The 25,030-nt window shown below is 68.5% G+C and carries 26 protein-coding genes; 9 read left to right on the plus strand and 17 right to left on the minus strand.

Annotated features, from left to right (window positions below; translation table 11 throughout):
* The 8 genes from VZC37_RS20230 to VZC37_RS20265 form a co-directional block, all read right to left on the minus strand.
* Positions 1–1,035, minus strand: a complete 1,035-nt coding sequence (locus tag VZC37_RS20230) for a uroporphyrinogen decarboxylase/cobalamine-independent methonine synthase family protein (protein WP_330435107.1) — start codon at positions 1,033–1,035, stop codon at positions 1–3.
* Positions 1,032–2,177, minus strand: coding sequence for a tRNA 2-thiouridine(34) synthase MnmA (gene mnmA, locus VZC37_RS20235; protein ID WP_330435109.1), 1,146 nt, complete (start codon positions 2,175–2,177; stop codon positions 1,032–1,034). Before mnmA ends, VZC37_RS20230 begins: the two co-directional genes overlap by 4 nt.
* Positions 2,177–3,385 carry a cysteine desulfurase family protein gene (locus tag VZC37_RS20240; RefSeq protein WP_330435111.1) on the minus strand — a complete coding sequence of 403 codons (1,209 nt, stop codon included), beginning with the start codon at positions 3,383–3,385 and terminating at the stop codon, positions 2,177–2,179. Before VZC37_RS20240 ends, mnmA begins: the two co-directional genes overlap by 1 nt.
* A gap of 95 nt (positions 3,386–3,480) precedes the next feature.
* Positions 3,481–4,566 carry an NAD(P)-dependent alcohol dehydrogenase gene (locus VZC37_RS20245; RefSeq protein ID WP_330435113.1) on the minus strand — a complete coding sequence of 362 codons (1,086 nt, stop codon included), beginning with the start codon at positions 4,564–4,566 and terminating at the stop codon, positions 3,481–3,483.
* Between the two features lie 5 nt (positions 4,567–4,571).
* Positions 4,572–5,057 (minus strand): DUF4334 domain-containing protein, encoded by a 486-nt coding sequence (locus VZC37_RS20250; protein ID WP_330435115.1) that lies wholly within the window; start codon positions 5,055–5,057, stop codon positions 4,572–4,574.
* Between the two features lie 138 nt (positions 5,058–5,195).
* A complete protein-coding gene (locus VZC37_RS20255) occupies positions 5,196–6,107 on the minus strand; it encodes a lysophospholipid acyltransferase family protein (RefSeq protein WP_330435117.1) in 912 nt (303 codons plus the stop codon).
* Between the two features lie 160 nt (positions 6,108–6,267).
* A complete protein-coding gene (locus VZC37_RS20260; RefSeq protein WP_330435120.1) occupies positions 6,268–7,224 on the minus strand; it encodes an electron transfer flavoprotein subunit alpha/FixB family protein in 957 nt (318 codons plus the stop codon).
* A 55-nt stretch (positions 7,225–7,279) separates the two neighbouring features.
* Positions 7,280–8,065 (minus strand): electron transfer flavoprotein subunit beta/FixA family protein, encoded by a 786-nt coding sequence (locus VZC37_RS20265; RefSeq protein ID WP_330435122.1) that lies wholly within the window; start codon positions 8,063–8,065, stop codon positions 7,280–7,282.
* 213 nt (positions 8,066–8,278) lie between these two features.
* Here VZC37_RS20265 and VZC37_RS20270 point away from each other — a divergent pair, with 213 nt between their 5' ends.
* The 4 genes from VZC37_RS20270 to VZC37_RS20285 are packed head-to-tail and all read left to right on the plus strand — an operon-like array spanning position 8,279 to position 12,657.
* Positions 8,279–9,046 carry a class I SAM-dependent methyltransferase gene (locus VZC37_RS20270; protein ID WP_330435124.1) on the plus strand — a complete coding sequence of 256 codons (768 nt, stop codon included), beginning with the start codon at positions 8,279–8,281 and terminating at the stop codon, positions 9,044–9,046.
* A gap of 11 nt (positions 9,047–9,057) precedes the next feature.
* Positions 9,058–10,632, plus strand: a complete 1,575-nt coding sequence (locus tag VZC37_RS20275) for a glycoside hydrolase family 57 protein (protein ID WP_330435125.1) — start codon at positions 9,058–9,060, stop codon at positions 10,630–10,632.
* A 19-nt stretch (positions 10,633–10,651) separates the two neighbouring features.
* Complete coding sequence (locus VZC37_RS20280) at positions 10,652–11,929, plus strand: glycosyltransferase family 4 protein (protein ID WP_330435127.1); 1,278 nt, start codon at positions 10,652–10,654, stop codon at positions 11,927–11,929.
* Between the two features lie 59 nt (positions 11,930–11,988).
* Positions 11,989–12,657 (plus strand): AIM24 family protein, encoded by a 669-nt coding sequence (locus tag VZC37_RS20285; RefSeq protein WP_330435129.1) that lies wholly within the window; start codon positions 11,989–11,991, stop codon positions 12,655–12,657.
* 19 nt (positions 12,658–12,676) lie between these two features.
* Here the strand turns inward: VZC37_RS20285 and VZC37_RS20290 are convergent, their stop codons facing one another.
* On the minus strand, positions 12,677–13,441 hold the full coding sequence (locus tag VZC37_RS20290; RefSeq protein WP_330435131.1) for an acyltransferase: 765 nt from the start codon (positions 13,439–13,441) through the stop codon (positions 12,677–12,679).
* A gap of 98 nt (positions 13,442–13,539) precedes the next feature.
* Between VZC37_RS20290 and VZC37_RS20295 the strand changes: the two genes are divergently transcribed.
* Positions 13,540–14,871 (plus strand): outer membrane protein assembly factor BamB family protein, encoded by a 1,332-nt coding sequence (locus tag VZC37_RS20295; RefSeq protein WP_330435133.1) that lies wholly within the window; start codon positions 13,540–13,542, stop codon positions 14,869–14,871.
* A 5-nt stretch (positions 14,872–14,876) separates the two neighbouring features.
* Here the strand turns inward: VZC37_RS20295 and VZC37_RS20300 are convergent, their stop codons facing one another.
* Entirely contained in the window at positions 14,877–15,491 is a 615-nt protein-coding gene (locus VZC37_RS20300; RefSeq protein WP_330435136.1) for a DUF3887 domain-containing protein, read from the minus strand.
* A gap of 74 nt (positions 15,492–15,565) precedes the next feature.
* Positions 15,566–16,780, minus strand: coding sequence for a THUMP-like domain-containing protein (locus VZC37_RS20305; protein WP_330435138.1), 1,215 nt, complete (start codon positions 16,778–16,780; stop codon positions 15,566–15,568).
* Between the two features lie 273 nt (positions 16,781–17,053).
* On the opposite strand from VZC37_RS20305, the gene VZC37_RS20310 reads away from it, so the two are divergent.
* Complete coding sequence (locus VZC37_RS20310; RefSeq protein WP_330435140.1) at positions 17,054–17,410, plus strand: hypothetical protein; 357 nt, start codon at positions 17,054–17,056, stop codon at positions 17,408–17,410.
* Positions 17,411–17,459: 49 nt separating this feature from the next.
* Here the strand turns inward: VZC37_RS20310 and VZC37_RS20315 are convergent, their stop codons facing one another.
* Complete coding sequence (locus VZC37_RS20315) at positions 17,460–18,482, minus strand: class I SAM-dependent methyltransferase (protein WP_431309458.1); 1,023 nt, start codon at positions 18,480–18,482, stop codon at positions 17,460–17,462.
* Positions 18,483–18,526: 44 nt separating this feature from the next.
* Entirely contained in the window at positions 18,527–19,315 is a 789-nt protein-coding gene (locus VZC37_RS20320; RefSeq protein WP_330435142.1) for an enoyl-CoA hydratase/isomerase family protein, read from the minus strand.
* 58 nt (positions 19,316–19,373) lie between these two features.
* Here VZC37_RS20320 and ligD point away from each other — a divergent pair, with 58 nt between their 5' ends.
* A complete protein-coding gene (gene ligD / locus VZC37_RS20325) occupies positions 19,374–20,354 on the plus strand; it encodes a non-homologous end-joining DNA ligase (RefSeq protein WP_330435144.1) in 981 nt (326 codons plus the stop codon).
* On the opposite strand, the gene VZC37_RS20330 is transcribed toward ligD, so the two are convergent.
* Positions 20,335–20,772 (minus strand): MarR family winged helix-turn-helix transcriptional regulator, encoded by a 438-nt coding sequence (locus VZC37_RS20330; protein ID WP_330435524.1) that lies wholly within the window; start codon positions 20,770–20,772, stop codon positions 20,335–20,337. The genes ligD and VZC37_RS20330 overlap by 20 nt on opposite strands.
* Before the next feature lie 110 nt (positions 20,773–20,882).
* Between VZC37_RS20330 and VZC37_RS20335 the strand changes: the two genes are divergently transcribed.
* Entirely contained in the window at positions 20,883–21,494 is a 612-nt protein-coding gene (locus VZC37_RS20335) for a maleylpyruvate isomerase family mycothiol-dependent enzyme (protein WP_330435146.1), read from the plus strand.
* A 43-nt stretch (positions 21,495–21,537) separates the two neighbouring features.
* On the opposite strand, the gene VZC37_RS20340 is transcribed toward VZC37_RS20335, so the two are convergent.
* Positions 21,538–22,350: an NUDIX hydrolase gene (locus tag VZC37_RS20340; protein ID WP_330435148.1), complete on the minus strand. Its 813-nt coding sequence runs from the start codon at positions 22,348–22,350 to the stop codon at positions 21,538–21,540.
* Positions 22,351–22,396: 46 nt separating this feature from the next.
* Complete coding sequence (locus VZC37_RS20345; RefSeq protein ID WP_330435150.1) at positions 22,397–23,263, minus strand: ABC transporter ATP-binding protein; 867 nt, start codon at positions 23,261–23,263, stop codon at positions 22,397–22,399.
* A gap of 100 nt (positions 23,264–23,363) precedes the next feature.
* Between VZC37_RS20345 and VZC37_RS20350 the strand changes: the two genes are divergently transcribed.
* A complete protein-coding gene (locus VZC37_RS20350; protein WP_330435152.1) occupies positions 23,364–24,356 on the plus strand; it encodes an LLM class flavin-dependent oxidoreductase in 993 nt (330 codons plus the stop codon).
* Here VZC37_RS20350 and VZC37_RS20355 read toward each other — a convergent pair.
* Positions 24,319–25,017, minus strand: coding sequence for a winged helix-turn-helix transcriptional regulator (locus VZC37_RS20355; RefSeq protein WP_330435153.1), 699 nt, complete (start codon positions 25,015–25,017; stop codon positions 24,319–24,321). The genes VZC37_RS20350 and VZC37_RS20355 overlap by 38 nt on opposite strands.
* Between the last annotated feature and the right edge of the window lie 13 nt (positions 25,018–25,030).

A 25,030-nucleotide genomic window follows, 5' to 3' on the forward strand; every position in this document is an offset into this window, starting at 1 on the left:
TCAGAGCGCGTCAGGATCGGTGCCGAGCAGTTCCCCGGCCGCCGCACAGATCGCCAGCGCGGCCTTCGCCCATCCCGGGTCGGCTCCGGCCAGCCCACACGTGGGGCTGACGATGACGCTCTGCGCCAACACTTTTCGATCGAGTCCGATGCGGTCGGTCAAGCCCGCCAACCGCTGCGCCACCGATTCGGCGCGCACCCGGCGCTCAGCGGTGACGGCGGGGACCACACCCGCCACGAGCAGGTCGCCGCGGTCGAGCAGATTCCCGAGCCCGTCGAGGTCCTCCGTTGTCGTCGTGGTGAGGTCCAACGACCATCCGACACCCCGCATGCGCTGGATCAGGTCCCATCGGACAGGCGCACAACTGTGCACGAGGGCGGGACGTCCGACCTGCTCGACGAGTCCGCGCAGGGCGTCGGCGACCTCGACGACCGGCACGGCGGGGATGGTGTCGAAGCGGGTCAGCGGCGGCACGGTCCCGTCGATCACCTGGCCGATCATCGGTTCGTCGATCTGGACGATGACCTCGGCACCGAGCCGGCGGGTCACCTCGGCGACCAGTTCACCGATGCCCTCGGCGGTCGAGGCGACGACGTCACGCACGGCGCCGCGGTCACGGAGTACTTTGTGCCCGGTCGGCAGCTCGACCGACGCCGACAACGTGAACGGCCCGGCCACCTGGATCTTGAAGGGTCGCGCGGTCCCGACGAAACCCGCTGTGTCCCAGAGCTCTTCGACGGCGTCGAAGTCGACCCGCAGGAAGTCGCGGGCGCTCCGGGCGGCGCCGGAGCCACGGGCCGCGAGACGATATCCCCAGGTGTCGGCATCCATCGGCAGATCGATGAGAATCGCCGCCATCCGCCCCACCATGTCGGCACCGATGCCGCGCGCCGGCAGCTCGACGAGATGGGCCAGGTCGAGCTCACCGTTGACGACGGCCGCCGCCTCACGCGGATCGGTCCCGGGCATGGAGCCGACGCCCGTCCCGGTGCCGCCGGTGATCAGGGCATCGGCGGCGACGTCGTCGCGCGTCACCGGTCGGCGCCGGCCGAGGCCCGCAGTCGCGGCACACCGGTGGCGGGATCGGAGTCCGTCGTGGCGATCCGACCGGACCCGAGCACGAGGTCTCCGTGCCGTGGATCGGGGGCGTAGAGCACCGCCGCCTGACCCCGGGCCACACCCGTCAGCGGTTCGGCGAGGGCGATCTCGATCATCGATTCACCGTCGCGGGTCACCGGTGTCGCACGCGCCGGCGCCAGACCGCCATGTGCCCGGACCTGCACCATCGCATCCACGGGTCCATCGGGCGCCTCACCCGACGTCCAGACCGCGCGGTGCGCGGTGATCGACCAGACATCGAGGTGCTCAGCGGAGCCGACCGTCACGGTGCCCGACGCGGGATCGATGTCGGTCACGTAGCGCGGCCGGCCATCGGCAGCCGGGGCCTCGATGCCGAGACCCTTGCGCTGGCCGATGGTGAATCCGTGCACGCCTTCGTGATCGGCGAGCCGATCCCCGGTGTCGGCGTCGACGACGGCTCCGGGGCGGATGCCGATGCGCGCACCGAGGAACGCGCGGGTGTCGCCGGTCGGGATGAAGCAGATGTCGTGGGAATCGGGCTTCTCCGCGACGGCCAGACCGCGTCGGGCCGCCTCCGCCCGGATCTCGCCCTTCGGGGTGTCGCCGATCGGGAACATCGCCCGGCCGAGTTGTTCGGCGGTGAGGACGGCGAGCACGTAGGACTGGTCCTTGTCCTCGTCGACCGCTCGGCGCAGTTCACCGTCGGTGAGGCGCGCGTAGTGCCCGGTGGCGAGTGCGTCGAACCCGAGGGCGACGGCCTTCTGGGCGAGTGCGGCGAACTTGATCTTCTCGTTGCAGGTCAGACAAGGATTCGGGGTCTCGCCGGCGGCGTAGGCGCCGACGAACTCGTCGATGACATCGTCCTTGAAACGGTCCGCGAAATCCCAGACGTAGAACGGGATGCCGAGAACGTCGGCGACGCGTCGGGCATCCGAAGCGTCCTCCCGCGAGCAGCACCCGCGTGATCCGCTGCGCAGCGCTCCCGGCGCTGTCGACAATGCCAGGTGCACGCCCACCACATCATGTCCGGCGTCCACGGCTCGGGCGGCCGCGACCGAGGAGTCGACGCCCCCGCTCATCGCTGCGAGTACCCGCATCAGCGCACCTCCCCATTCGGTGACGAGACCAGGCCCGCAGCGCGAGCCCGATCGACGATCTGACCGATGACATCGGCGACCGCCTCGACGTCGGCCGTCGTCGAGGTGGGTGCGAGCGAGAACCTCAGCGACCCACGGGCGGTCGGAACGTCGAGGCCCATCGCCAACAGCACATGGCTGGCCTGCGCGACGCCCGCGGTACACGCGGAACCGGTGGAGCATTCGACGCCGTTGGCGTCGAGCAGCATGAGCAGTGAATCACCCTCGCATCCGTCGAACGACACGTGCACGTTGCCCGGCAACCGACGGGTGTCGCGCGGTCCGTTGGCCGTGGTGCCGCCGACGGCGAGGAGGGCGGCGAAGAGCTGCTCGCGCAGCGCGGTCACCGTGTCGACATTGGCGTCCATGTGGTCGACCGACCACCGCAGGGCGGCCGCCATACCCACCGCGCCTGCGACATCCTGTGTCCCCGACCGCACGTCGCGTTCGTGACCACCGCCGTGCAGCAGGGGCACGCAGTCGACGTCGCGGCGCAACAGCAACGCGCCGACACCTTGCGGGCCGCCGAACTTGTGGGCCGCGAGACTCAGCGCGCTCAGTCCGCTCGCGCCGAAATCGACCGGAATGTGCCCGACGGCCTGGATGGCGTCGGAATGGACCGGGACCCCGAACTCGGCGCCGATGGCGGCGAGTTCGGTGATCGGCTGGATGGTCCCGACCTCGTTGTTCGCCCACATCACCGAGATCACGGCCGTGTCGTCGGCGTGCTCGGCGAGTTCCGCGCGGAGCCAGGACGGCGACACGAAACCCTGTTCATCGACCGGCGCGATCACGAGTTCGGCGTCGTCGGCATCGGCCAGCCAGATCGCCGGATCGAGGATCGCGTGGTGTTCGACCGCGGAGACGATCACCCGCCGTCTGCGCGCGTCGGCCCGGCGGCGCGCCCAGTAGATCCCCTTCAGGGCGAGGTTGTCGGACTCGGTACCGCCGCCGGTGAAGATGACCTCGGAAGGGCGTGCGCCCACCGACGCGGCCACCGACTCACGCGCCTCCTCGAGTCGACGCCGGGCCCAACGCCCGGAACCGTGCAACGACGAGGCATTTCCCGGCTGGGCAAAGACAGCGGTCATCGCCTCGACGGCGTCCGGCAGCATGGCCGTCGACGCGGCGTGGTCGAGGTAGATCGGGGCTCGAGAGGGCGTGGACATGTCTTTGCAAGGATAAACGCGCACCGACGGCCTACCAATTCCCGCGCGTCGGGCGGTGACACGATCGACACACACCGACCGGCCGGAGCGCCGGGTCAGTCGTCGAACACGAGCACCGGCTTGATCGCCGTGCCGGCGAGCGAATCGGCCGCGGCCTGCTCGATGTCAGCGAACGGGTAGACGGTCACCAGGTCGTCCAGGGGAAGCCCACCGGCAAGGTAGAGCGAGGCCAGTTCGGGGATGACCTCCCGCGGGACCACGTCGCCCTCGATCACGCCGTGGATCGACAGACCCATGTACAGAACGCGCATGACGTCGAACTCGAGGGTGCGTCCGATGCCGACGAGCGCGATGTCGCCGCGTGGCTCGGCGGCGTCGACGGCCGCGGCGAACACGTCCTGGCGGGCCGTCGTGTCGACGGCGTGATCGGTTCCTCGGCCGTGCACGTCGCGTACCGCCCGGGCGACGTCGTCGACGGCCGTCGGATCGACCGTGCCGACCGCTCCGAACTTCATGGCGAGCTCACGTCGGGCGGCGATCGGATCGACGGCCACCACGGCTGCACCCGCCCGCACCGCCGCCATCACCGCGCAGAGTCCCACGCTGCCGGCGCCGTAGACGGTCATCGTCGCGCCCGGTGCCGGCCGGAGCACGCGGGTGACGGTCCCGTAGCCGGTCTGCACGCCACACCCCAGCGGGGCAGCCATCGCCGGAGCCAGCTCGGCGGGAACCGGGATCGCATTGTCCGCGTGGGCAAGTGCGTAGGTGGCGAAGCTCGATTGCCCGAAGAAGCCGCCGTACACCGGGGCGCCGTCACGCGTGAGCGTCGGTGTGCCGTCGGATCGGCCCGCGGTGTTGAGGCCCGCGGTGCAGTAGGCGGGATGGCCCGAGCGACACTGGCCACACCGCCCACAACTACGGAAGGTCAAGCAGACCGACTGTCCCGGTGAGAGCCCGGTGACACCGTCCCCGACGGCCTCGACCACGCCGGCCCCCTCATGCCCGAACACCTGCGGCAGCCGTCGCTTCGACCAGGTCGCCTTCATGCCGAGATCGGTGTGGCAGATACCGACCGCTCGCATCGCGACGAGCACCTCGCCGGCCCGGGGTTCGTCGATCTCGACGCCCTTCACCTCGAAAGGGCCGCCGGGAGTGGAGACGACCGCCGCGTCGATCTGCACGGGCGTCAGACCCGTTCGAGGTAGAAGTACAGGTGGCGGCCGTCGACGACACCGCCCTTGCCGTTCATGATGCCCATCACGGTCGTCTCGTCGACCCGCTTGAAGTGGTCGATGACCGGCTGGCCGTCGTAGACCATCGACGCGGTGACCTCACCCCGGAACTCGATCGCCCACAGGCTCGCCTCGCCTTTGCCGAGCTTCTTGTCGGAGAACAGTTTTCCGTCCTCACCCCGGCACATCAGCGGCTGGACATCACTACGCGAGGTGAAGGTCTTGCCGAACCAGCCGGCCTTCTCCAGCATCCCGTTCACCGGATGTCCGGTGGTGAACTCGCCGCCCTTCCAGGCACCGAACATCTCCTCGGGGCGCAGCGTCTCCAACGCCCCCCAGATCGCGTCGAGCTCGGCATCGTCGACGCGGCCGGTGGCTGCGCGGAGTTCGGCGAACCGGGCCTTGGCCTCGGTCCGGGACAGGCCGGGTGCAGTGGTCATGTCGGGGAGTCCTCCTGTGGTCGGATCTCGACGCCGAGCGATTGCTCGACCCCCCTCAACATATATGAGATATGTCAGCCGATGAAACGCGGCGCCGAAAGTGTCTCAGCGGCGTTGTGCAGTCCCGTGCACGCTGGGTCAGGCTGCGACCATCTGCTCACAGCGGGCGGCCAGCTCACGCCGATCGGCATCGGGGAGCTGTACCTCGTGCACCCTGATGTGCAGGGTCAGCCCGCGCGCGCCCATCACCCGCCGCAGGGTGTCCATCGGCGAGTCGTCGCCGATCAGACTCGGTGCGGCGGTGACAGATCCGTCCGCGGCGGTGAACGTCAGCCGGACCGGGATGACCGGGACGCCGGCGTCGATGGCCGCCTGGAAGAACGCCGGCCGGAACCGCCCCGCGTCTCGACCGCACCAGGTGGTGCCCTCGGGGAACACCGCGACCGAACTGTCCTGGTGCAGGCGGGCCACCGCACGCTCGACGGTGCCGGGGAGTGCCCGCAGCGCAGACCGGTCGATCGTGATGACACCGAGGCGTCGGGCCAGGCCCGAGATGACGGGCATCGCGGCGACGTCGTCCTTCGCGACCATGTGGGCCGGGCTGACCACCGCAAGCGCGAAGATGTCGAGGAACGAGATGTGGTTGGCGACGATGAGTCCGCGTGTGCTGCCGGCGAACGGCCGCCGATCATCGACGCGGACCCGAAGCCCGATGGAGGACAGCAGGACCCGCGCCATCCGACCCAGATACCGACGACGGACCACCCGCGGCATCACCGCGACGAACGGCCCGGAGAGGGCGATGAACGCGACCGTCGCGAGCAGGCCGATCGCCCGCCGGGTCACGAGTGCCGGCGCTCGCCACGCGCTCGCACCGTCAGCCGCCCGGCAACGGCTGTCGCACCCGCTGCGGGGGTACCAGGGGTGCCGTGGCGGATCCGCGAGATGCTCGGCCACCTGCGGTGGATCGACAGCCGGGGCCATCGGCCGCGCCACCGCGGGTGGGACCGTGGGCGCGTATCCCGGTGTGGCGAGAGCGGTGACTGTCATGCCCCGATGACATCTGCCCAGCTCGACACGACAGCCACGACGACGTGACGTGTCGGTTCTCATGCGGTGAACGTCGGTGATCGCCGCGCCGCCCCCGCAGACGCCGATGACCCCGGGTGTCACAGGACACCCGGGGTCATCGGTGGTGATCAGGCGCGCGTCACTTGCGCTTCTTGACCTCTTCGGTCAGCTGCGGTGCGACGTTGAACAGGTCGCCGACGACGCCGTAGTCGGCGATCTCGAAGATCGGCGCCTCTTCGTCCTTGTTGACGGCGACGATCGTCTTCGAGGTCTGCATGCCGGCGCGGTGCTGGATGGCACCGGAGATGCCGAGCGCCACGTAGAGCTGCGGCGACACGGTCTTGCCGGTCTGGCCGACCTGGAACTGGCCCGGGTAGTAACCGGAGTCGACCGCCGCGCGGGAGGCACCGACGGCCGCGCCGAGCGAGTCGGCGAGCTCCTCGATGACGGAGAACTTCTCGGCGCTGCCGACGCCACGCCCACCGGACACGACGATCGAGGCCTCGGTGAGTTCGGGGCGGTCGCCACCGACGTTCGGCTCGACCTTGGTGATCTTCACCGCACCCTCGGCCGCGGCCGGGACCTCGACGTCGACGCGCTCGCCGGCACCGGCCTGCGGAGCCGCCTCGACGCCACCCGGGCGGACCGAGAAGATCGGGACGTCGCCCTTGGCCTGGGCGTCGACGGTGAAGGCGCCACCGAAGATGGAGTGGATGCCGACCCCACCCTCCTGGACGTCGACGACGTCGGCGAGCACGCCCGAGCCCAGACGCACGGCCAGACGGCCCGCGATCTCCTTGCCGTCGGCGGTCGCGGCGACCAGGATGCCGGCGGGCGAGGCCTGCTCGGCGATCGACGACAGCACGTCGACCTGGGGGGTGACCAGGTAGGACCCGGCGTCGTCGGACTCGGCGACGTAGATCTTCTCTGCGCCGGCCTCCTTGAGACCGTCGATGATGCCGTCGGCGGATCCGGGCTTGCCGACGACGACCGCCGACGGGGTGCCGAGAGCGCGGGCGGCGGTGATCAGTTCGCTGGTGACCTTCTTCAGGGCGCCTTCGGCGTCCTGTTCGGTGAGCACAAGTACTTCAGCCATGTTCTTCTATCTCCTGAATGTCTATCTTCGCCAGTGGTCAGTCAGTGCCCGCGGACTAGATGATCTTCTGCGAGACCAGGTACTCGGCGACCTTGGTACCGCCGTCGCCCTCGTCGCTGACGCGCTCACCTGCGGCCTTCGGCGGCTTGGGCGCCGAAGAGGTGACCTGGCTGCCGGCGTTCTCGAGGCCCACATCGCCGGCCTCGACGTCGATCTCGGCCAGGGTGACGACCTGAACTTCCTTCTTCTTGGCGGCCATGATGCCCTTGAAGGACGGGAAGCGCGGCTCGTTGATCTTCTCGTTGACGCTCACGATGGCAGGCAGCTGGGCCTCGATGTGGAAGATGCCGTCGTCGGTCTCGCGCTCGCCCTTGAGGGTCTCGCCCTCCAGTGTCAGCTTGCGCAGATGGGTGAGATGCGGGAGTTCCAGGTACTCGGCGATCATCGCCGGGATCGCGCCGACGCGGCCGTCGGTGGCCTCGTTGCCGGCGATCACCAGTTCGACACCTTCGACCGTGCCCAGCGCGCGGGCGAGCACGTAGGCGGTCTGAACGGCGTCGGAGCCGTGCATCTGGTCGTCCTTGATGTGGATGGCCTTGTCGGCGCCCATCGACAGCGCCTTACGGATGGCCTCGGTGGCCCGCTCGGGACCGGCGGTCAGCACGGTGACCTCGCCGCCCTCGGCCTCCTTGATCTTCAGGGCCTCCTCGACCGCGCGCTCGTTGATCTCGTCGAGAACGGCGTCAGCGGCTTCGCGGTCCAGGGTGTAGTCACCCTCGGTCAGCTTGCGCTCGGACCACGTGTCAGGGACCTGCTTGATCAGAACGACAATGTTTGTCATGGGTCTGCGTCGACCTCCTGCGTCGGTTTCTCCACCTTACTGCCCAGTAAGTTGGATTCGGTCTCCCCTACTTTAGCGCTTGCTCGGTCGGCTCTGAACATCGACTACCTCACATAACGGGCAGGCCGATCGATCATCGCGATCGGCGGCGACGAGTGGTCCGCGAGGAGCATCGCCGATCGGCGTCCGACCCGACCCACTACTGTCGTGGGGATGACCGAGTCCCACGAGACCCTGGCGCTGACCGGCGAACGGACCGTCCCCGGAATTCCGGAGGAGAATTACTGGTTCCGCCGCCATGAGGTCGCCTACGCCCACATTCTCGACCGGTGTGCCGGGCGAGAGGTGCTCGAGGCCGGCTCGGGTGAGGGATACGGTGCGGCGATGCTCGCCGAGGTGGCGCGTTCGGTCGTGTGCGTGGACTACGACGAGTCGGCGGTGGCGCACACCCGTCGCCGCTATCCGGAGCTGACCGTGCACCGGGGCAACCTCATCGACCTCCCGCTGGCCGACGAATCGGTGGACGTGGTCGTGAATTTCCAGGTGATCGAACACCTCTGGGATCAGGCCGGATTCATCGCCGAATGCCGACGCGTACTGCGCCCCGGCGGCGTGCTCCTGATCTCGACCCCCAACCGCATCACCTTCTCGCCCGGCCGCGACACCCCGCTCAACCCCTTCCACACGCGCGAACTCGACGCCGCCGAACTGAGTGAGCTGCTCACCGACGGCGGGTTGGACGTGGAATCGACCTGCGGCATCTACCACGCCGGGAGCCTGCGGGCGCTCGACGCCAAGTGGGGCGGATCGATCATCGACGCGCAGATCGTGCGCGCGCTGGCCGGCGAACCGTGGCCGGCGGACCTGGCCGCCGATGTCGCCCGAATCGCGATCGGCGACTTCGTGATCCGTGACGCACGGGAGTCGGACACCGACATCGACGCGAGCCTCGATCTCCTGACGTGCGCCCGCCGACCGTGAGCACCCCGCCTGTGAATACCCCGACACGGACGGTGCCCGGCCAGTTCACCATCGTCCTGCACTCCCATCTGCCGTGGCTGGCCAACCACGGCCGGTGGCCGGTGGGCGAAGAGTGGCTCTACCAATCGTGGGCCGGCTCGTATCTGCGGGTCGTCGCGATGTTGCGGCGCCTCGCCGAGGACGGCGCCACCGATCAGCTCTCCCTCGGGGTCACCCCCGTGCTGGCCGCCCAGCTCGACGATCCCCACTGCGCGGCCTCGATGTACGAATGGCTCGCGGACTGGCAGCTGCGCGCGACCGACGCGGCGACCGCGCCGGACCCCACACGCCGCGAGCTGGGCGTTCGTGAGTTCCAGAGCGCCGCCGCGGCGATCGCCGACTTCGAGATGCATTGGCGTCACGGCGCGAGCCCGCAGATCCGCAGCCTTGCGTCGGCCGGGGTGATGGAGATCCTGGGAGGTCCCCTCGCCCACCCGTTCGCACCCCTGCTGGACCCGCGGGTGCGGCAGTTCTCCCTACGCGAGGGCCTCGCCGACGCGCGCGGTCGGTGGGCGCGGCAGCCGGCGGGCATCTGGGCACCCGAATGCGGTTTCGCACCGGGAATGGAACTCGACTATGCGACGAACGGCGTCGAGCACTTCATGGTCGACGGCCCGACGCTGCGCGGCGACACCGCCCTCGGCCGACCGGTCGGCGATACCGACGTCGTCGCATTCGGGCGGGATCTCACCATCAGCTACCGAGTGTGGTCCCCCAAGTCCGGCTACCCGGGGCACCCGATGTACCGCGACTTCCACACCTACGACCACCTCACCGGCCTCAAACCGGCACGCGTCACCGGCCGATCCGTCTCGTCGGCGGACAAGAAGCCCTACGATCCGCAGCGGGCAGACCACGTGATCGACAGGCACGTGGACGATTTCGTCGATCACGTGCGACGACGACTCATCAGCGAGTCGGAGCGGATCGGCCGCCCGGCACTCGTGGTGGCCGCGTTCGACACCGAGTTGTTCGGGCACTGGTGGCACGAGGGTCCGATCTGGCTGGAGCGGGTACTGCGCCGTCTGCCGGAGGCCGGGGTCCGCGTCGGAACCCTCGCGACGGCCCGGCGCGACGGGTACGTCGGCGCCCCCGTCGACCTCCCCGCGTCGTCCTGGGGTTCCGGCAAGGACTGGCGGGTCTGGAACGGGCCGCAGGTCGAGCACCTGGTGCGACTGAACGCCGAGGTCACCGAGACCGCGCTCGAGGCGGTCGACAAACTGGTCGACCCGGCCGGTCCGCGCCACCCCAGCGGATACCGCGGCGGCCGCAGCCGCGTCGCCGACCAGATCGTCCGGGAAACACTCCTGACGGTGTCGTCGGACTGGCCGTTCATGGTCTCCAAGGACACCGCGGCGCACTACGCTGTCGATCGGGCGCACAAACATGCGCATGCGACCCGCGAGATCTGCGACGCTGCACTGCGCGGTCGGGCGGGACTGGCCGAGAGGCTGGCCCACAATTGGTCACAGGCCGACAACCTGTTCGCAGGTCTGGACGCGCGGCGGCTGTACACCGCCGCCCTGCCGAGCGACACCGGCAGTTGAGCGCAATGGGGGATGGCTGATGAGGGTGCTGATCGTCTCGTGGGAGTACCCACCGGTGGTGGTCGGCGGCCTGGGCCGACACGTCCACCACCTGACCACCGAACTCGCGGCGCAGGGCCATGACATCGTCGTCGTCACCCGGCGGGCGACGGGAACCGACGCAGTCAGCCATCCCACCACCGACACGCGACGCGAGGGCGTGCGGATCATCGCCGCCGCCGAGGACCCGCCCGAGTTCGAGTTCGGGCGCGACATGATGGCCTGGACGCTGGCCATGGGCCACTCACTGATCCGAGCGGCGCTGAGATCACTGGGCGGACAAGGTGATCCGGCAGCTGGCCGGCCATGGGAACCCGACGTGGTGCACGCCCACGACTGGCTCGTCGCCCACCCGGCGATCGCGCTCGCGGAGTTCTTCGATGTGCCCCTGGTGTCCACCATCCACGCCACCGAGGCAGGCCGCCACAGCGGTTGGGTCAGCGGGCCCACCAATCGGCAGGTGCACTCGGTGGAATGGTGGCTGGCGCACGAATCCGATTCGCTCATCACGTGTTCGGCGTCGATGCGCGACGAGGTCACTCAGCTCTTCGGCCCGGAGATCTCCGACGTGTCGGTCATCCACAACGGCATCGACATCCGGACATGGCCGTTTGCCCCCCGCCCCGCGAGTTCCGGCCGACCACCCGAACTGCTGTTCGCCGGCCGACTCGAGTACGAGAAGGGCATCCAGGATCTGATCGCCGCGCTGCCACGCATCCGCCGCAGCCACCCCGGAACGACGCTCACCATCGCAGGTGACGGCACCCAGCAGGAGTGGTTGCTCGACGAAGCCCGCCGGCATCGGGTCGCGAAATCCGTCCGGTTCCTCGGCGCCCTCGGCCACGACGATCTGGTGGGGCTCATGCATCGCTGCGACGCGATCGTGCTCCCCAGCCGCTACGAGCCCTTCGGCATCGTCGCACTGGAAGCGGCCGCGACCGGCATCCCGCTGATCGTGTCCACCGCGGGCGGCCTCGGGGAGGCGGTGTCGGACCCGACGACCGGCCTCACCTTCTCCCCCGGCGACGTCGCCGGACTCGCCGACGCCGTGCGGACCGGCCTCGGCGACCCGGCCGCAGCCGCCGTCCGCGCCCGGCACGCCCGCGAGCGGCTCACGGTCGACTTCTCGTGGACGGAGGTCGCCGAACGCACCGCTGCCGTGTATCTCGCCGCGAAGCGACGTGTCCGTCATCCAGTCGGCCGACCGCAGATTCCGGAACGCCCGTTGCCCGAGCGGGATCCGGCACAATCGGTGTAGCTCCCGGAACCGAACAGGCCCGGAACCGAACAGGCCAGACGCCGAGCAGAGGAGACGTTGTGCGCAGCCCCATCTTCGATCAGGTCAACCAGGAGAAGCAGAGCTCCGCGCGGTGGACGATGCAGTCGAGCAAGATGCTGCGGGTCGGATTCGGTCCCGAAGCCCTCGCGGCGAAGGGGGCGATGGTCGCCTATCAGGGGCAGTTCGAGTTCGCCCACGAAGGCTCCGGCTCGGTCTCGAACTTCCTGAAGAAGGCGGTCACCAACGAGGGCGGCCAGCTGATGCGGGTGCGCGGGCAGGGTGAGGTGTTCTTCGCCAAGGCCAACAGCGACGTGTTCACGATCGACCTGGAAGGCGACGCGATCACCATCAACACGGCGAGCCTGCTGGCGTTCGACGCCTCACTCGACTGGAAGATCACCTCGATCGGCAACGCCGGGATGCTCGCCGGCGGGCTGTTCAACCTGACCCTGTCCGGCCAGGGCACCGTCGGGATCGCCAGCGACGGCCCGCCGATGATCCTGGACTGCTCGGTGCAACCCACCTTCGTCGATCCCCAGGCGGCCGTGTGCTGGTCGGCCAATCTCACCCCGGGTGTCAAGAACGATTTCAAGATGGGATCTCTCATCGGCCGCGGTTCGGGCGAGTCGTTCCAGCTCGCGTTCCACGGTCCGGGATTCGTCGTCGTACAACCGAGCGAGGGTGTCGCCGCCGCGGCGACCCGCTGACCGGGGTATCGCGCGGCAGTCAGGCTTCGCGCGGCCCGCTGCTCTTGCGCGATTCGGCCTTCTTGCGCTCGATGTCGGCGAGGGCGCGTTCGAGTTCGGCGCGTTCCTGCGCGTTGTGCGCCCAGTCGTCCTTGCGGTTCTTCACGACCCGGGCGGGTGCCCCCACCGCGATCGAGTAATCGGGGATCACGCCGCGCACCACCGCATGTGAGCCCAGCACGCAGCCGCGTCCGACGATCGTGTTGCGCAACACCGACACCTTCGCGGCGATCCACGTGTCCGGGCCGATTCGCACCGGGCCCTTGACGATGCCCTGGTCCTTGATCGGCAACGTGATGTCGTCCATCTTGTGGTCGAAGTCGCAGATGTAGCACCAGTCCGCGACGAGGGTCGATCCACCGATCTCGAGGTCGAGATAGGAGTTCACCACGTTGTTGCAGCCGAACACGGTCTTGTCGCCGATCCGCAGGCTGCCCTCGTGACAGCGGATCGAGTTCCCGTCGCCGATGTGCACCCAACGGCCGATCTCGAGCCGCGACATCTGCGGCGTCGCGTGGATCTCGACGTTGCGTCCGAGGAAGACCATGCCACGCAACACGATGTGCGGGTTCGCCATCCGGAACCGGGCCAGGCGGTAGTAACGCACCAGGTACCACGGGGTGTACGCACGATTGCGCAGCACCCACCGCAGCGAGTCACGGGTGAGGAACCGGGCCTGAGCGGGATCGCGTCGACGACCCGCACGCCAGCGGGACCGGTACGAGGCGTTCCACATCGTGGTCATGACGACAAACCCTAATCGAGTCGAATTCGCCCCCACGTTAGGCTCTGAGACTGGCACGTCGACCGACGGGGTGCATCGCGACCAGAACAGGAGCGCCGATGGCTGCAGCAGGCCGGCGACGAGGACACCGCCGTCGACTGCCCGCGACAGTTCTGCTGTGCGTGCTGGCCGTGATGGTGGCCGCCTGCTCGGACGGACAGGTCGACGTCCGTTCGGTCGCGAGCGCGGGGTGGTCCGGCTTCGGCGGCAATGCCGCGAACTCGAACTTCGCCTACCCCGCCGTGCCCGACGACCTCGAGCTGAGCTGGACGCGACCGACCGGCGGACCCGTCACCGCGCCGGTCACCATCTCCGGGAACTCCAACGTGGGTGTCACGTCCAATCCCGCGAACGGATGCAACCTGCTGGTCCTCGATCCCCGCAACGGCCGCAAGAACTTCTGCAAACGGATGCGTCCCGGCATCGAGGTCAACGCGATGCTCGTCGACCAGTTCGATCAGCCCTACGTCGGCGAGGAGACGATGTTCCTGGCGTTCAACGCCGGTGGGGCGATCCGCTGGCGCATGCCGGTGATCGGCGTCCCGCTGTCGGCCAAGTTCGCGGCTCCCGGTGAGGTACTCGTGGCGACCACGCAGGGTCAGCTGCTGATGCTGAACTCACAGACCAGCGAGTTCACCGCACCCGAGGTCCGGCTGCGCGCCGACGCGAACCCCGACGACCCGACGTTCGGGTTCGGCGAGTGCGTGACCAATGGGCCGCGCTGCGCGATTCCGGCCCCGCCCGCCGTCGACGTCGACAACGAGCGGTTCTTCCTGAACTTCTGGCCGCAGGGCGCGATCGCGTCACAGATCCGGGCGATGAGCTACGCGGCGGACGACGGAAACCGCACGATGCGCGAGATCTGGCACGCCGACCTGCCCGGGGGCGTGATCGGAGCGCCGACCTTGTCCGCGGACGGTTCGACGGTGTACGCGTTCACCCGTCTCGGGCAGATCGTGGCGCTCGATGCCGAGTCGGGCGATACCCGATGGACCTACGACAACGGCGGCTACGGTTTCGCGACGATGAGCGTGTCACCGGACGGGCTGATCATCCCGACCGGGATTCTCGGCGCTCCGCTGAGGATGCTCCGCGATGCCGGTGACCGCGCCGAACAGGTGTGGCAGCGCGACGATCTCGCCGTCGTCAGTCTCTCCACCCTCACCGATGCCGGAACCGCGTGGACGGTGGTGCGCGACGCCGGCGCGGACACGTTGTCACTCACCGAGGTGTCGACCGAGGACGGCGCGACCACACGGACGTTGCCGCTGCCGGAGTCGGTCGGCTTCGCCACCGGTGTCGCCGTCTCACCGTCCGGGCAGATCGCCACCGCGACCAACATCGGCAAGGTGTACTTCTTCGACAGCAGAGAAGCGATCGAGAGCAGGTAGCTGCGTTACAGCGGTTCCTGCGCGGCCTCCGGTGTCAGGAGGAAGAGTCCGGCGATCAGGCCGTCGGTGTCGTAGGCGACCCGCATCGTGGTCGCCCCCGCCTCCTGCTCGATCGGCACATCGACCACCGTGTGCAGCCCGTGCAGTCGTACGAACGGCGTGCCGGTGGAGTCGACCTCACCACCGAGGGCGATCACCGAGGCCCACGCATCGGCAAGGCCGGAGTCGTCGAGCGCACGTGCCATCGTCGGGTTGAATCGCGATGCGACAGTTGACCATTGACCTGCTCGCAACTTGTCCAGCAGATCGTCGGCCATGATCTCGGCGCTGGGGATCGGTGTTCTGGTCATCGGTTCTCCTGTTCTCGGGTCGATGGGTTTGCCGAAGCGTTGGAACGCCGCCTGTCGCGTGGTGCCGACGACGTCGCCGATCTCCTGCCACGTGCAGCCACACTCGCGTGCATGGCGGGCCGTCGCGCTGAGCAACTCCTCGGCCCGCCGCCCGAGTTGCAGGGCGTCATACACCTTCGTCAGCGCGGCGGCGCGGGAGTCGGCGCCCCCGGCGGCGATGCTGCGAGCGAACTGCTGGACCTGGTTCGCCAGATCGTCCACTTCGGTCATGCGTAAAGGATGCATTGACAACACGTTGCTTGTCAAGGTCACCTTGACGCCGGTTCGCCGAGAGGTCAGTGGCGCTACGGCACCCGGACCCCGGGTTCGCAGATCAGGGCGACCCCCTTGCGGCCGATCCTGGTCAGGACCAGCGCGAGCGGACGTGAGCCCTTGGGTTTCAGGCGTTTCCGGAGCCGATCGGGATCGATGTCGAGGCCTCGGACCAAGATCTCCAGCGAACCGCAGTCCAGCGCGGTGAGACGCTTGCGCAGCTCCTTGTCGGTGACACCGGCGACGTCGAGGACGCGAAACCCTCGCTCACCGGGCGGCACCGTGTCGCCGGTGAGGTAGGCGATCCGCGGGTCGAGTTGCCACAACCCGTGCCGGTGGGCGAAGTTGCGGACCAGCCCGGCGCGGACGATGGCACCGTCCGGGTCGATGACCCACTCCCCGACCTCGCCGACGGCGACATCGTCGGGCTCGTGGTCGGTGACGTCGAAGGACCGGACCGAGCCGTCGGCGTCGGTGCGCAGGACCGTGGCGCGCTGTGCCGGCTCGCCGTCGCGTTCGGTCCACAGACAGGCCTCGCGAACCGCCCCGTCGAGCGAGGTGATCTGCACTTGTCCGACGAACCCGTGAGTATCGCGGAGCGTCCGATAGTCCAGTCCCGGAGCGCATTTCACCGCCGCGGGCCGACCGGAGCACACGTCCAGGAGATCGAGGAGGGGCGGCGTCAGCTGATCGAGGCGGAACACTCGTGACGATCCCGCCCGGCGCCCGGGGTCGGCGAGGACGATGTCGGCACTCGACGTGGACGTGAGTGCATCGGCGGCCAGCAACGTCGCCCGACTTCCGTCGAGTGCGGTGTTGTGCCGGGCCATCGCGAGCCGCACCCGATCCATGTCGCTGCCGATGACGCCCGAAATTCCCTCCTGGCGAGACAGTTCCATCAGCTCGGCGCCGATCGAGCAGGTGAGGTCGTGGACGACGGCGCCCGGGAGACGTGTGCTGATCTCCTCGGCCCGGCGCCGCGCCACAGCCGAGGGCGTGGCCTGCTGCAGCGCGTCGTCGGTGAACAGCATGTCGTCGGCCGCACGGAGTTTCGCTCGCCCACGACGACGACAGAGAACCGTCTCGACCACCGCACCGTCATGCGGCGCGCATCGGCTCCGGACGTGGCCGATGTCGGCGAGCATCGACGACGCGCCGAAGGTCAGCCGCGCCGCGTCGTCGAGCGCGTCGAGCCCCTGCGGAGACCGCAGGAAGGCGACGTCGTCGAGCGTGAATCGGTATCCCATCGCGGTCCATCTTGCTCATGCGTCACCGATCGCGTCGACTGGGTCCCGTATTCCGTCGACTGGGTGCCGTATTCCGTCGACTGGGCGCTGATTCTCGTCGACTGGGCGCTGCGACCTCGACGACAGGCTCACGATCCCGACGCGCGCGAACCGACGCACACCCACTCGAACATATTCGGCGCCCACTCGACCAGATACAGGGCACAGTCGACGGAAAGTAGGGCACAGTCGACGAGTGACGAGTTAGGTTAGCCTAAGGCAATATCTCGGGCTGTGAAGAGAACAGCGATCGCACTTCTGATCGGCGCCGGGTGCGCCGGAGCCGGGCTCGTCGCGGGGGCGGGACACGCCAACGCGGAGGTCGAGGACGGAACGTACAACCTCTGCATCCAGACCCGCTACGGGAGTTCCGTGGAGGAGCGTTGCGGGGAGTATCGCGTCGAGGGCGATTCGCTCATCGGCTCAGCCGGGACACCACTGACCCTCGTCGACACCCCCACCGGCGGATATGCCGACATCGAACCGGTCAGCCGGATCACGCTGATCAAGACCGACGACGGGTACAAGGCCATCAACTCGGTGCTCGGTATCCCGGTCGCCACCTCGACGTTCAACCCCGTCGAGAACTGATCTCGCCCAACCGAACCCCACGTGCACGCGTGCACGTGGGGTTCGGTGCTCAGGCGCGCGGCTTGATCCCGGTGACGATCGCGTTGTAGAAGAACTTGGGCGGCACCACTTTCCGCAGCACCTTCTCGTCGAGCCAGGACAGCCGCTTCCAACCGTTGAACGCGAACATCGCCCAGCCCCACCCGAGCTTCTCGGGCGGAACGGCCGCCTCGAAGGTCCGCACCGGCCAACCGAGCATCGCGGCGGCGAGTTCCTCTGTCGCAGTTCCCACCTGGGTGGCACCGGCACTGCGCGCCATCCGCTCCAGTTCTGCGGGATCGAAAGTGTGGATGTCGACGACGGCCTCGAGCGCCGCCGCCCGCGACGACTCGTCGAGCTCCTCCTGCGGCCGCCGCCACGACTGCAACGGACCGACCTTGGTGACCTTGGTCGTCGCGGCCCAGGTCGCCCGGCTCATCCACCGAGCATAGAAGTCGCCGATGGTGGTCGGCTCGCCGGCGAACACGAACCGGCCGCCCGGCTTGAGCACGCGCAGTACTTCACGCAACGCCTGCTCGACGTCCGGGATGTGGTGCAGCACAGCATGTCCGACGACCAGGTCGAAGGTGTTGTCGTCGTACGGGATCTTCTCGGCGTCGGCGACCCGACCGTCGACATCGAGGCCGAGGTTCTCGGCGTTGCGGAGCGCGACCTTCACCATGCCCGGCGACAGGTCGGTGACCGAACCCTTCTTCGCCACGCCAGACTGCATGAGGTTCAGCAGGAAGAAGCCCGTGCCGCAACCGAGTTCCATCGCACGCTCGTACGGAAGCGGCTGATCGGCGGCGACGGCGTCGAAACGACCGCGCGCATAGTCGATGCAGCGCTCGTCGTAGGAGATCGACCACTTGTCGTCGTAGGTCTCGGCCTCCCAGTCGTGGTACAGCACCTGCGCCAGCTTGGAGTCCGCCAACGCCGCCTGCACCTGCTCCTCGGTGGCGTGCGGGTTGGGTTCGGGATCGGTCCCCGGTGTCGTTTCAGCCGGGGTCGTGTTCTCCGGTGTCATGTTCCCCGGTGTCATGTTCGTCGTCATCTGCGGCTACTTCCTGATGGTCGGTGCTGGGCGCTGGCGTTCGTTCACTTGCCGGTGAACTGCGCCTTGCCGGGCCCGTTCTCGACGAACGACTTCATGCCGATCGCCCGGTCCTCGGTGGCGAACAGGGCGGCGAACAGCTGTTCCTCGATCTTGAGGCCGGTGGCGAGGTCCACACCGAGTCCCTGGTCCACGGCCTTCTTGCCCGCCGCCAGAGCGATGGACGCCGCGTTCGCGAATTGGTCGGCCCAGGCCAGCGCCGTGTCGTACACGTCGTCGGGTGCAACCACCTCGTCGACGAGTCCGATCTCCAGCGCCTCGGCTGCGGCGACGAAACGTCCGGTGAAGATCAGGTCCTTCGCCTTGGCCGGGCCCACCAGCCGGGCGAGCCGCTGGGTGCCGCCACCGCCGGGGATGACGCCGAGCAGGATCTCCGGTACGCCCAGTTTCGCGTTGTCGCCGGCGATGCGGCGGTCGGCACCCAGGGCGACCTCGAGGCCGCCGCCGAGCGCGTAGCCCGTGATCGCGGCGACGGTCGGCTTGGGAATCTCCGAGATGGCGCCCAGCGCGGACTGCAGCCGGCCGGCGACCTTGCTCATCTCGGCGTAGGTCATGTCGTTCATCTCTTTGATGTCGGCACCCGCGGCCAGCACCTTCGGGCCGCCGTAGATCACGACCGCCTTGATGTCGTCGCGCACGGTCGCCTCGTCGGCCGCGGCAGCCAGCTCGGTCTGCACCTGCCGGTTCAGCGCGTTCATCGGTGGACGGTTCAACAGGATCGTGCCGACCCCGGGATGGTCATCGAATGTCTCGAGCGTGACGAACTCAGCCATGGTGCGAAGGCTACCGTTTGCCCGGCCCGCCCGGATGTCCAGGCCATACAGTTGTGGCATGGTCCAGGCCTCGAACGATGCGGGTGAGCCGATCGAACTGCGGGTCGGCGAGCGAGCGATCCGACTGTCGAGTCCCGACCGCGTCTACTTCTCCGAGCGCGGTGAGACCAAACGCGACCTCGCCGAGTACTACCTGGCGGTCGGTGACGGGATCGTCCGTGCGCTGCGCGACCGGCCGTGCATGTTGCATCGTTTCCCCAAGGGTGTCGACGGGAAGAAGGTGCACCAGAAGCGCATTCCGGCGGGTGCGCCGGACTGGCTCGAGACCGTCGAACTGTGGTTCCCACGCTTCGGCCGGACCGCCGACGAACTGTGTGTCACCGAACTCGGCAGCGTGATCTGGGCGGTCCAGATGTCGACCGTCGAGTTCCACCCGTGGAACTCCCGCCGCGACGACCCGGAGTCACCCGACGAGTGGCGCATCGACCTCGATCCGATGCCCGACTGCCCGTTCTCGCGCATCCAGCGCGTCGCGCACGTGGTCGAAGAGGTCCTCGACGAACTCGGTATCCGCGGCTTCCCGAAGACCTCCGGTGGCCGCGGCCTGCACATCTACGTCCGGATCGAACCCGAGTGGGGATTCCCCCAGGTGCGCCGGGCGGCCCATGCGTTCGCCCGCGAGGTCGAACGTCGCGCGCCCGACGATGTCACCACCACGTGGTGGCGCAAGGATCGCGATCCGGCAGCCGTATTCGTCGACTACAACCAGAACACCCGCGACCACACCATGGCGTCGGCGTACTCGGTGCGGGGCAATCCGCGGGGCACGGTGTCCGCACCCATCCGGTGGTCCGAGATCGACGATGTCGCACCGGATGATTTCACCATCGCGACGATGCCCGCCCGGTTCGCCGAGGTCGGTGATCTGCACGCGGAGATCGACGATGTCGCCTACCGACTGGACACGTTGCTGGACTGGGCCGATCGCGACGACATCGGCGCCGAGGACGCCGACGACGTCATCGATATGGATCAGTGATCTCGCGCAAGCTGATCAGGGCCGCACGCATGTCGTCGAACCGACTCGCGCCCAGGTACTCCCGCCACTCCGATTCCACGACCTCGACCTCGCGCGCGGCCAGGGCGCACAGTTCGACAGCCCGCTCGCTCAACGTCACCAGGCGAGCTCTGCCGTCGGACGGATCGGGCACCCGCCGCAGGTATCCGGCGGCTTCCAACTGGTCGACGAGTCCGCCCGCGGTCTGCTTGGTGACGCCGGCCTGTTCGGCGAGGTCTGTCAGCCGCATCGGCTCGGGCGCCAGGCGCTGAAGGAGTCGCGCCTGGGCAAGCGTGATGTCGGTGGCGCCCACCTCGGCCATCCGTGTCATCACCCGCTGCTCGGTCGCCCGGTGCGCGATGAACATGAGCACCCCGGTCGGCGGCTGGTCGTCGGTCATGGTCATTGACTTTAGTATGCCTCCCTGACTAAAATCAGTCAGGTATCCTGACCAATTGACGGACGCTCAGGGCAACGCCGCTGCTGCCGCCGAGCACACGGAGGCACGCCATGGATTCCGACACGATCTGGCGCCACGTGGACGAGCAACGGCTCGACGTCGCCGACCTCCTCGACACCCTCACCGATGACCAGTTCGCCACCGGATCACTGTGTGTCGGCTGGTCGGTGCGCGACGTGGCGGTGCACCTGACACAGGCGCACATGCCTCCATCGCGAGTGCTGGGGGCGATGGTGCGTTCGGGTTTGCGGTTCAACGTCATGGTCCACCGCCTCGCGGTCGACGACCCGACCCCGGCGCGTGCAGCCGCCGACAAGCTGCGTGCCATGGTCGGGTCGCGACGTCACGCGATGGGCACCACCGAGATGGAACCGCTGCTCGATGTGCTGATCCACGGTCAGGACATCGCCGTGCCCGTGGGGATCAGCCGGTCGATGCCACCCGACGCCGCAGGCGCGGTCGCGCAACGACTGTGGCCGATGCGGTTTCCGTTTCATCCCCGGCGCGACCACACGGATGTCCGCTTCATCGCCACCGACGTCGACCTCGAGTTCGGAGCGGGGCGGCCCGTCGAAGCCCCGATACGCGACATCGTCATGGTCTTCGCAGGGAGACCGGCCGCAGCCGGAGTCCTCGCGGGCCTGGATTCGTCGCCGCGTTGACGCGCGGGGTCGACGAATCAGACCGTTCAACGACTCAGACCGTTCAACGACTCAGACCGGGGACCTCACGGTCGGCGATGACGGAGAAATAGCGATCGGATCCGTCGAATTTGAGTCCCGCGAGTCCGGCTCCGGGCGTCACCGATGGTTCGATCGCCTCGACGTGGCGTTCGGCCGCGAGGGCCGCGGCGACGGTGTCGAAGTCGGCGAGATGATTCAGTTGCGCCCACGTCGGCGGGAGCAACGCATGCTGGTCGGCAGCCCAGGCATCGAGGGCCGCAGCCGGCGTGGCCCAGTGGGCCACCTCGGCCTCGGTGGTCTTGTCGTCGGCGGTCTGGCCGTCCGGCAGCGCGGCGAGGAAGAACCGGGTGTCGTAGCGGCGCTCCTCGATGATCGGGGTGATCCAATGTGCCAACGGCCGAAGCAGATCCGCTCGCAGGCTCAATCCGGTGTCGCGCAGGAACTGCGCGAAGGACAACGACTTGTCGACGAGTTGGTCACGCTCGGTCGTGTACACGTCCGGGTCAGGGAACGAACCGTCCGATCGCGTGGCCAGCAGGACGCCACATTCTTCGAACGTCTCGCGCACCGCGGCACACACGAGCGCCTGCGCGGTGTGCTCGTCGGTGTGAAAGGCCTCGGCCCACCAGGCGGGGGGCGGCCCGGTCCAGGCGATGTCGGCGTCGGCGTCGCGCCGGTCGACCCCGCCGCCGGGGAACACCGTGACACCACCGGCGAATGCCATCTGCCGCACTCGGCGCTGCAGGAACACCTCGATCCCGTCGGGCGTGTCCCGGACCAGCACCACGGTGGCTGCGTCGCGCAGCGGGGCGGGCTCGGCCTGCGATGTGCTCATGGGTCTCCTGTCCGACGGCGATCCCACCGAGGGTAACCCTCGCCGGTCAACCAGCTGCGCGGCGATGCCCACCCGGCCGTCGCACCCGTCGGGCGAAGTACCGACCGCCCGGCCGGCTGAGGGTGATCCGCTGCCGGAACGCCGACGACAGGTTCTCACTGGTGAGCACGTCGTCGAGCAGCCCTTGGGCCACCACCTCGCCTTCGGACAGCAGCATCGCGTGGGTGAAGCCGTCCGGGATCTCCTCGACGTGATGGGTCACCAGCACCATCGCCGGCGATTCCGGGTCCGTGGCGAGTCTGCCCAGCCGGTCCACGAGTTCCTCGCGACCGCCGAGGTCGAGGCCGGCGGCGGGCTCGTCGAGCAGGAGCAGTTCGGGATCGGTCATCAACGCCCGCGCCACCATCACCCGCTTGCGTTCGCCCTCCGACAGAGTGCCGAAGGTCCGGTCGGCGAGATGCTCGGCACCCATCGACTCCAATGAGTCGACCGCCTGCTCGCGGTCGACGTCGTCGTAACTCTCCCGCCAGCGACCCAGCACCGAATACCCCGCCGAGATCACCACGTCGGTGACGATCTCGTCCGGCGGTACCCGCTCCACGAGCGCTGAACTCGCCACCCCGATCCGGGTGGACAGTTCCCGCACCTCGACCTTGCCGAGGCGTTCGTTGAGGATGAACGCGGTGCCTGCCGTCGGATGCTCTTGCGCCGATGCCAGCCGCATCAACGACGTCTTGCCGGCGCCGTTCGGTCCGATGACGACCCAGCGCTCATCGAGTTCGACCTGCCAGGACACGGGGCCCACCAGGGTGTTCCCCCCACGCACGAGCGTGACGTCGCGGAAGTCGACCAGGAGGTCGGGATCGGATTCGTACTCGTCGTCTGCACCGGCCGGATCACTCGCGTTCGTCACCCCCCTATCGTGCACCACGAAGCAGGCCCGCGCGCCAACCGGGACGACACGTGCTCAGGGAGAAAGGAATACGCTGCGCTCGACGCGCCTTGAGAAGAAGATGAGTGTTGAGTTGTCCATTCTCGACCTGGCGCAGGTCGGTTCCGGTGAGACGGTCGGCGAGAGCTTCGCGGCGAGCGTCGACATGGCGCAGCATGCCGAGAAGTGGGGTTACCGGCGGATCTGGTACGCCGAGCACCACAACATGTCGAGTATCGCGTCGGCAGCACCAGCGGTGCTGATCGCCCACATCGCCGCCCACACCGACTCCATCCGCCTCGGCGCCGGCGGGGTGATGCTGCCCAACCACTCGCCGTTGGCCATCGCCGAACAGTTCGGCACCCTCGCGGAATTGCACCCGGGCCGGATCGACCTCGGCCTCGGCCGGGCACCCGGCGGCGACCAGAACACCTTCGCGGCCCTGCGCCGGACGATGGCGTCGGCGGATCGATTCCCCTCCGACGTGCTCGAACTCCAGGGATACCTGCGCGGCGCCTCGCGCGTCGAGGGCGTCAGCGCGACCCCCGGATCGGGCACCGACATCCCCCTCTACATCCTCGGCTCGTCGTTGTTCGGCGCCCAGCTGGCCGCGGCCCTCGGGCTGCCGTACGCGTTTGCCTCACACTTCGCCCCGCAGGCCTTGGAAGAAGCTGTTGCGCTGTACCGCAGGGAGTTCCAGCCGTCTCAGCAACTGGATTCCCCGTACGTGATCGCAGGTGTGTGCGCCATCGCCGACGACGACGAGGAGGTCGCGCAGGACCAACTCCGCAAGGCCAAGCGCGCGCGGGTGAATGCACTGTTCGCCCGTGATCGTCGCTTCACCGACGAGGAGGCCGACATGATCCTGGACATGCCGCAGGGTCGTCAGATCGACGCGATGATGACGTACGCGGGGATCGGGACCCCGAGTCAGGTCGACGACTATCTCCAGTGGTTCGCCGGGCATGCGCAGGCGGACGAACTGATCGTCGCATCGATCGCACCCGACCGGGACGTGTGGCTGAACACCTTGGGTCTCATCGCGCCGGCGCGTTCGCTGTCGTCGGCGGACTGAACGGCACGTCGGTGCGGCGGTTCCATCTCGGGAGAACCGCCGTCACCGACCGGTCCCCCGCGATCCGAATCCGCCCCGTGGCGAGCGCACGTGACCACGGCAGCTGCCCACGGTGCCAGGCGATGAACGCCGTCGAGTCGGCGACCACTTCGGCGGCCGGTTCACCTCCGGGGTCGGAGTAACACACTTCCGCATCACCGGCGTCGACGAGCAACCAGTAATAGCGATTTCCCATCGGCTGGTCGGGGAAGCAGAACGCGACCACCGTGCGCTCATGGGGTAGCTGTGCGGTGTCGAGCTGGGCGTGGCACCACGCCCACAACGCGAACCCGGGATCGGTCATCTCCGGTCCGATCTCCACCCAACGCTCACCCCACCGCCCGAACTCGTCGAGCACCGTCGCCAGGTCGCGGCCGGCGTCGGTCAACGCGTACCTCGAACCCCGCCCCACCTGTTTCGGTGTTCGGACCAGCACACCGAACCGTTCGAGTTGTGCGAGCCGCGTGGCCAGAACCGACCGCGACATCTGCGGGACGCCGTGCGCGATGTCGGTGAAGGTGTCGGCGCCCATCATCACATTGCGGATGACCAGCGGCGTCCAGCGCTCCGCGAGGATCTCCGAGGCCCGCGCGATCGGACAGTACTGGCCGTAGCTGCGCACCCCTCCATCGTCG

The sequence above is a fragment of the Gordonia sesuvii genome, from assembly GCF_036350415.1.
GTDB classification, from domain to species: domain Bacteria; phylum Actinomycetota; class Actinomycetes; order Mycobacteriales; family Mycobacteriaceae; genus Gordonia; species Gordonia sesuvii.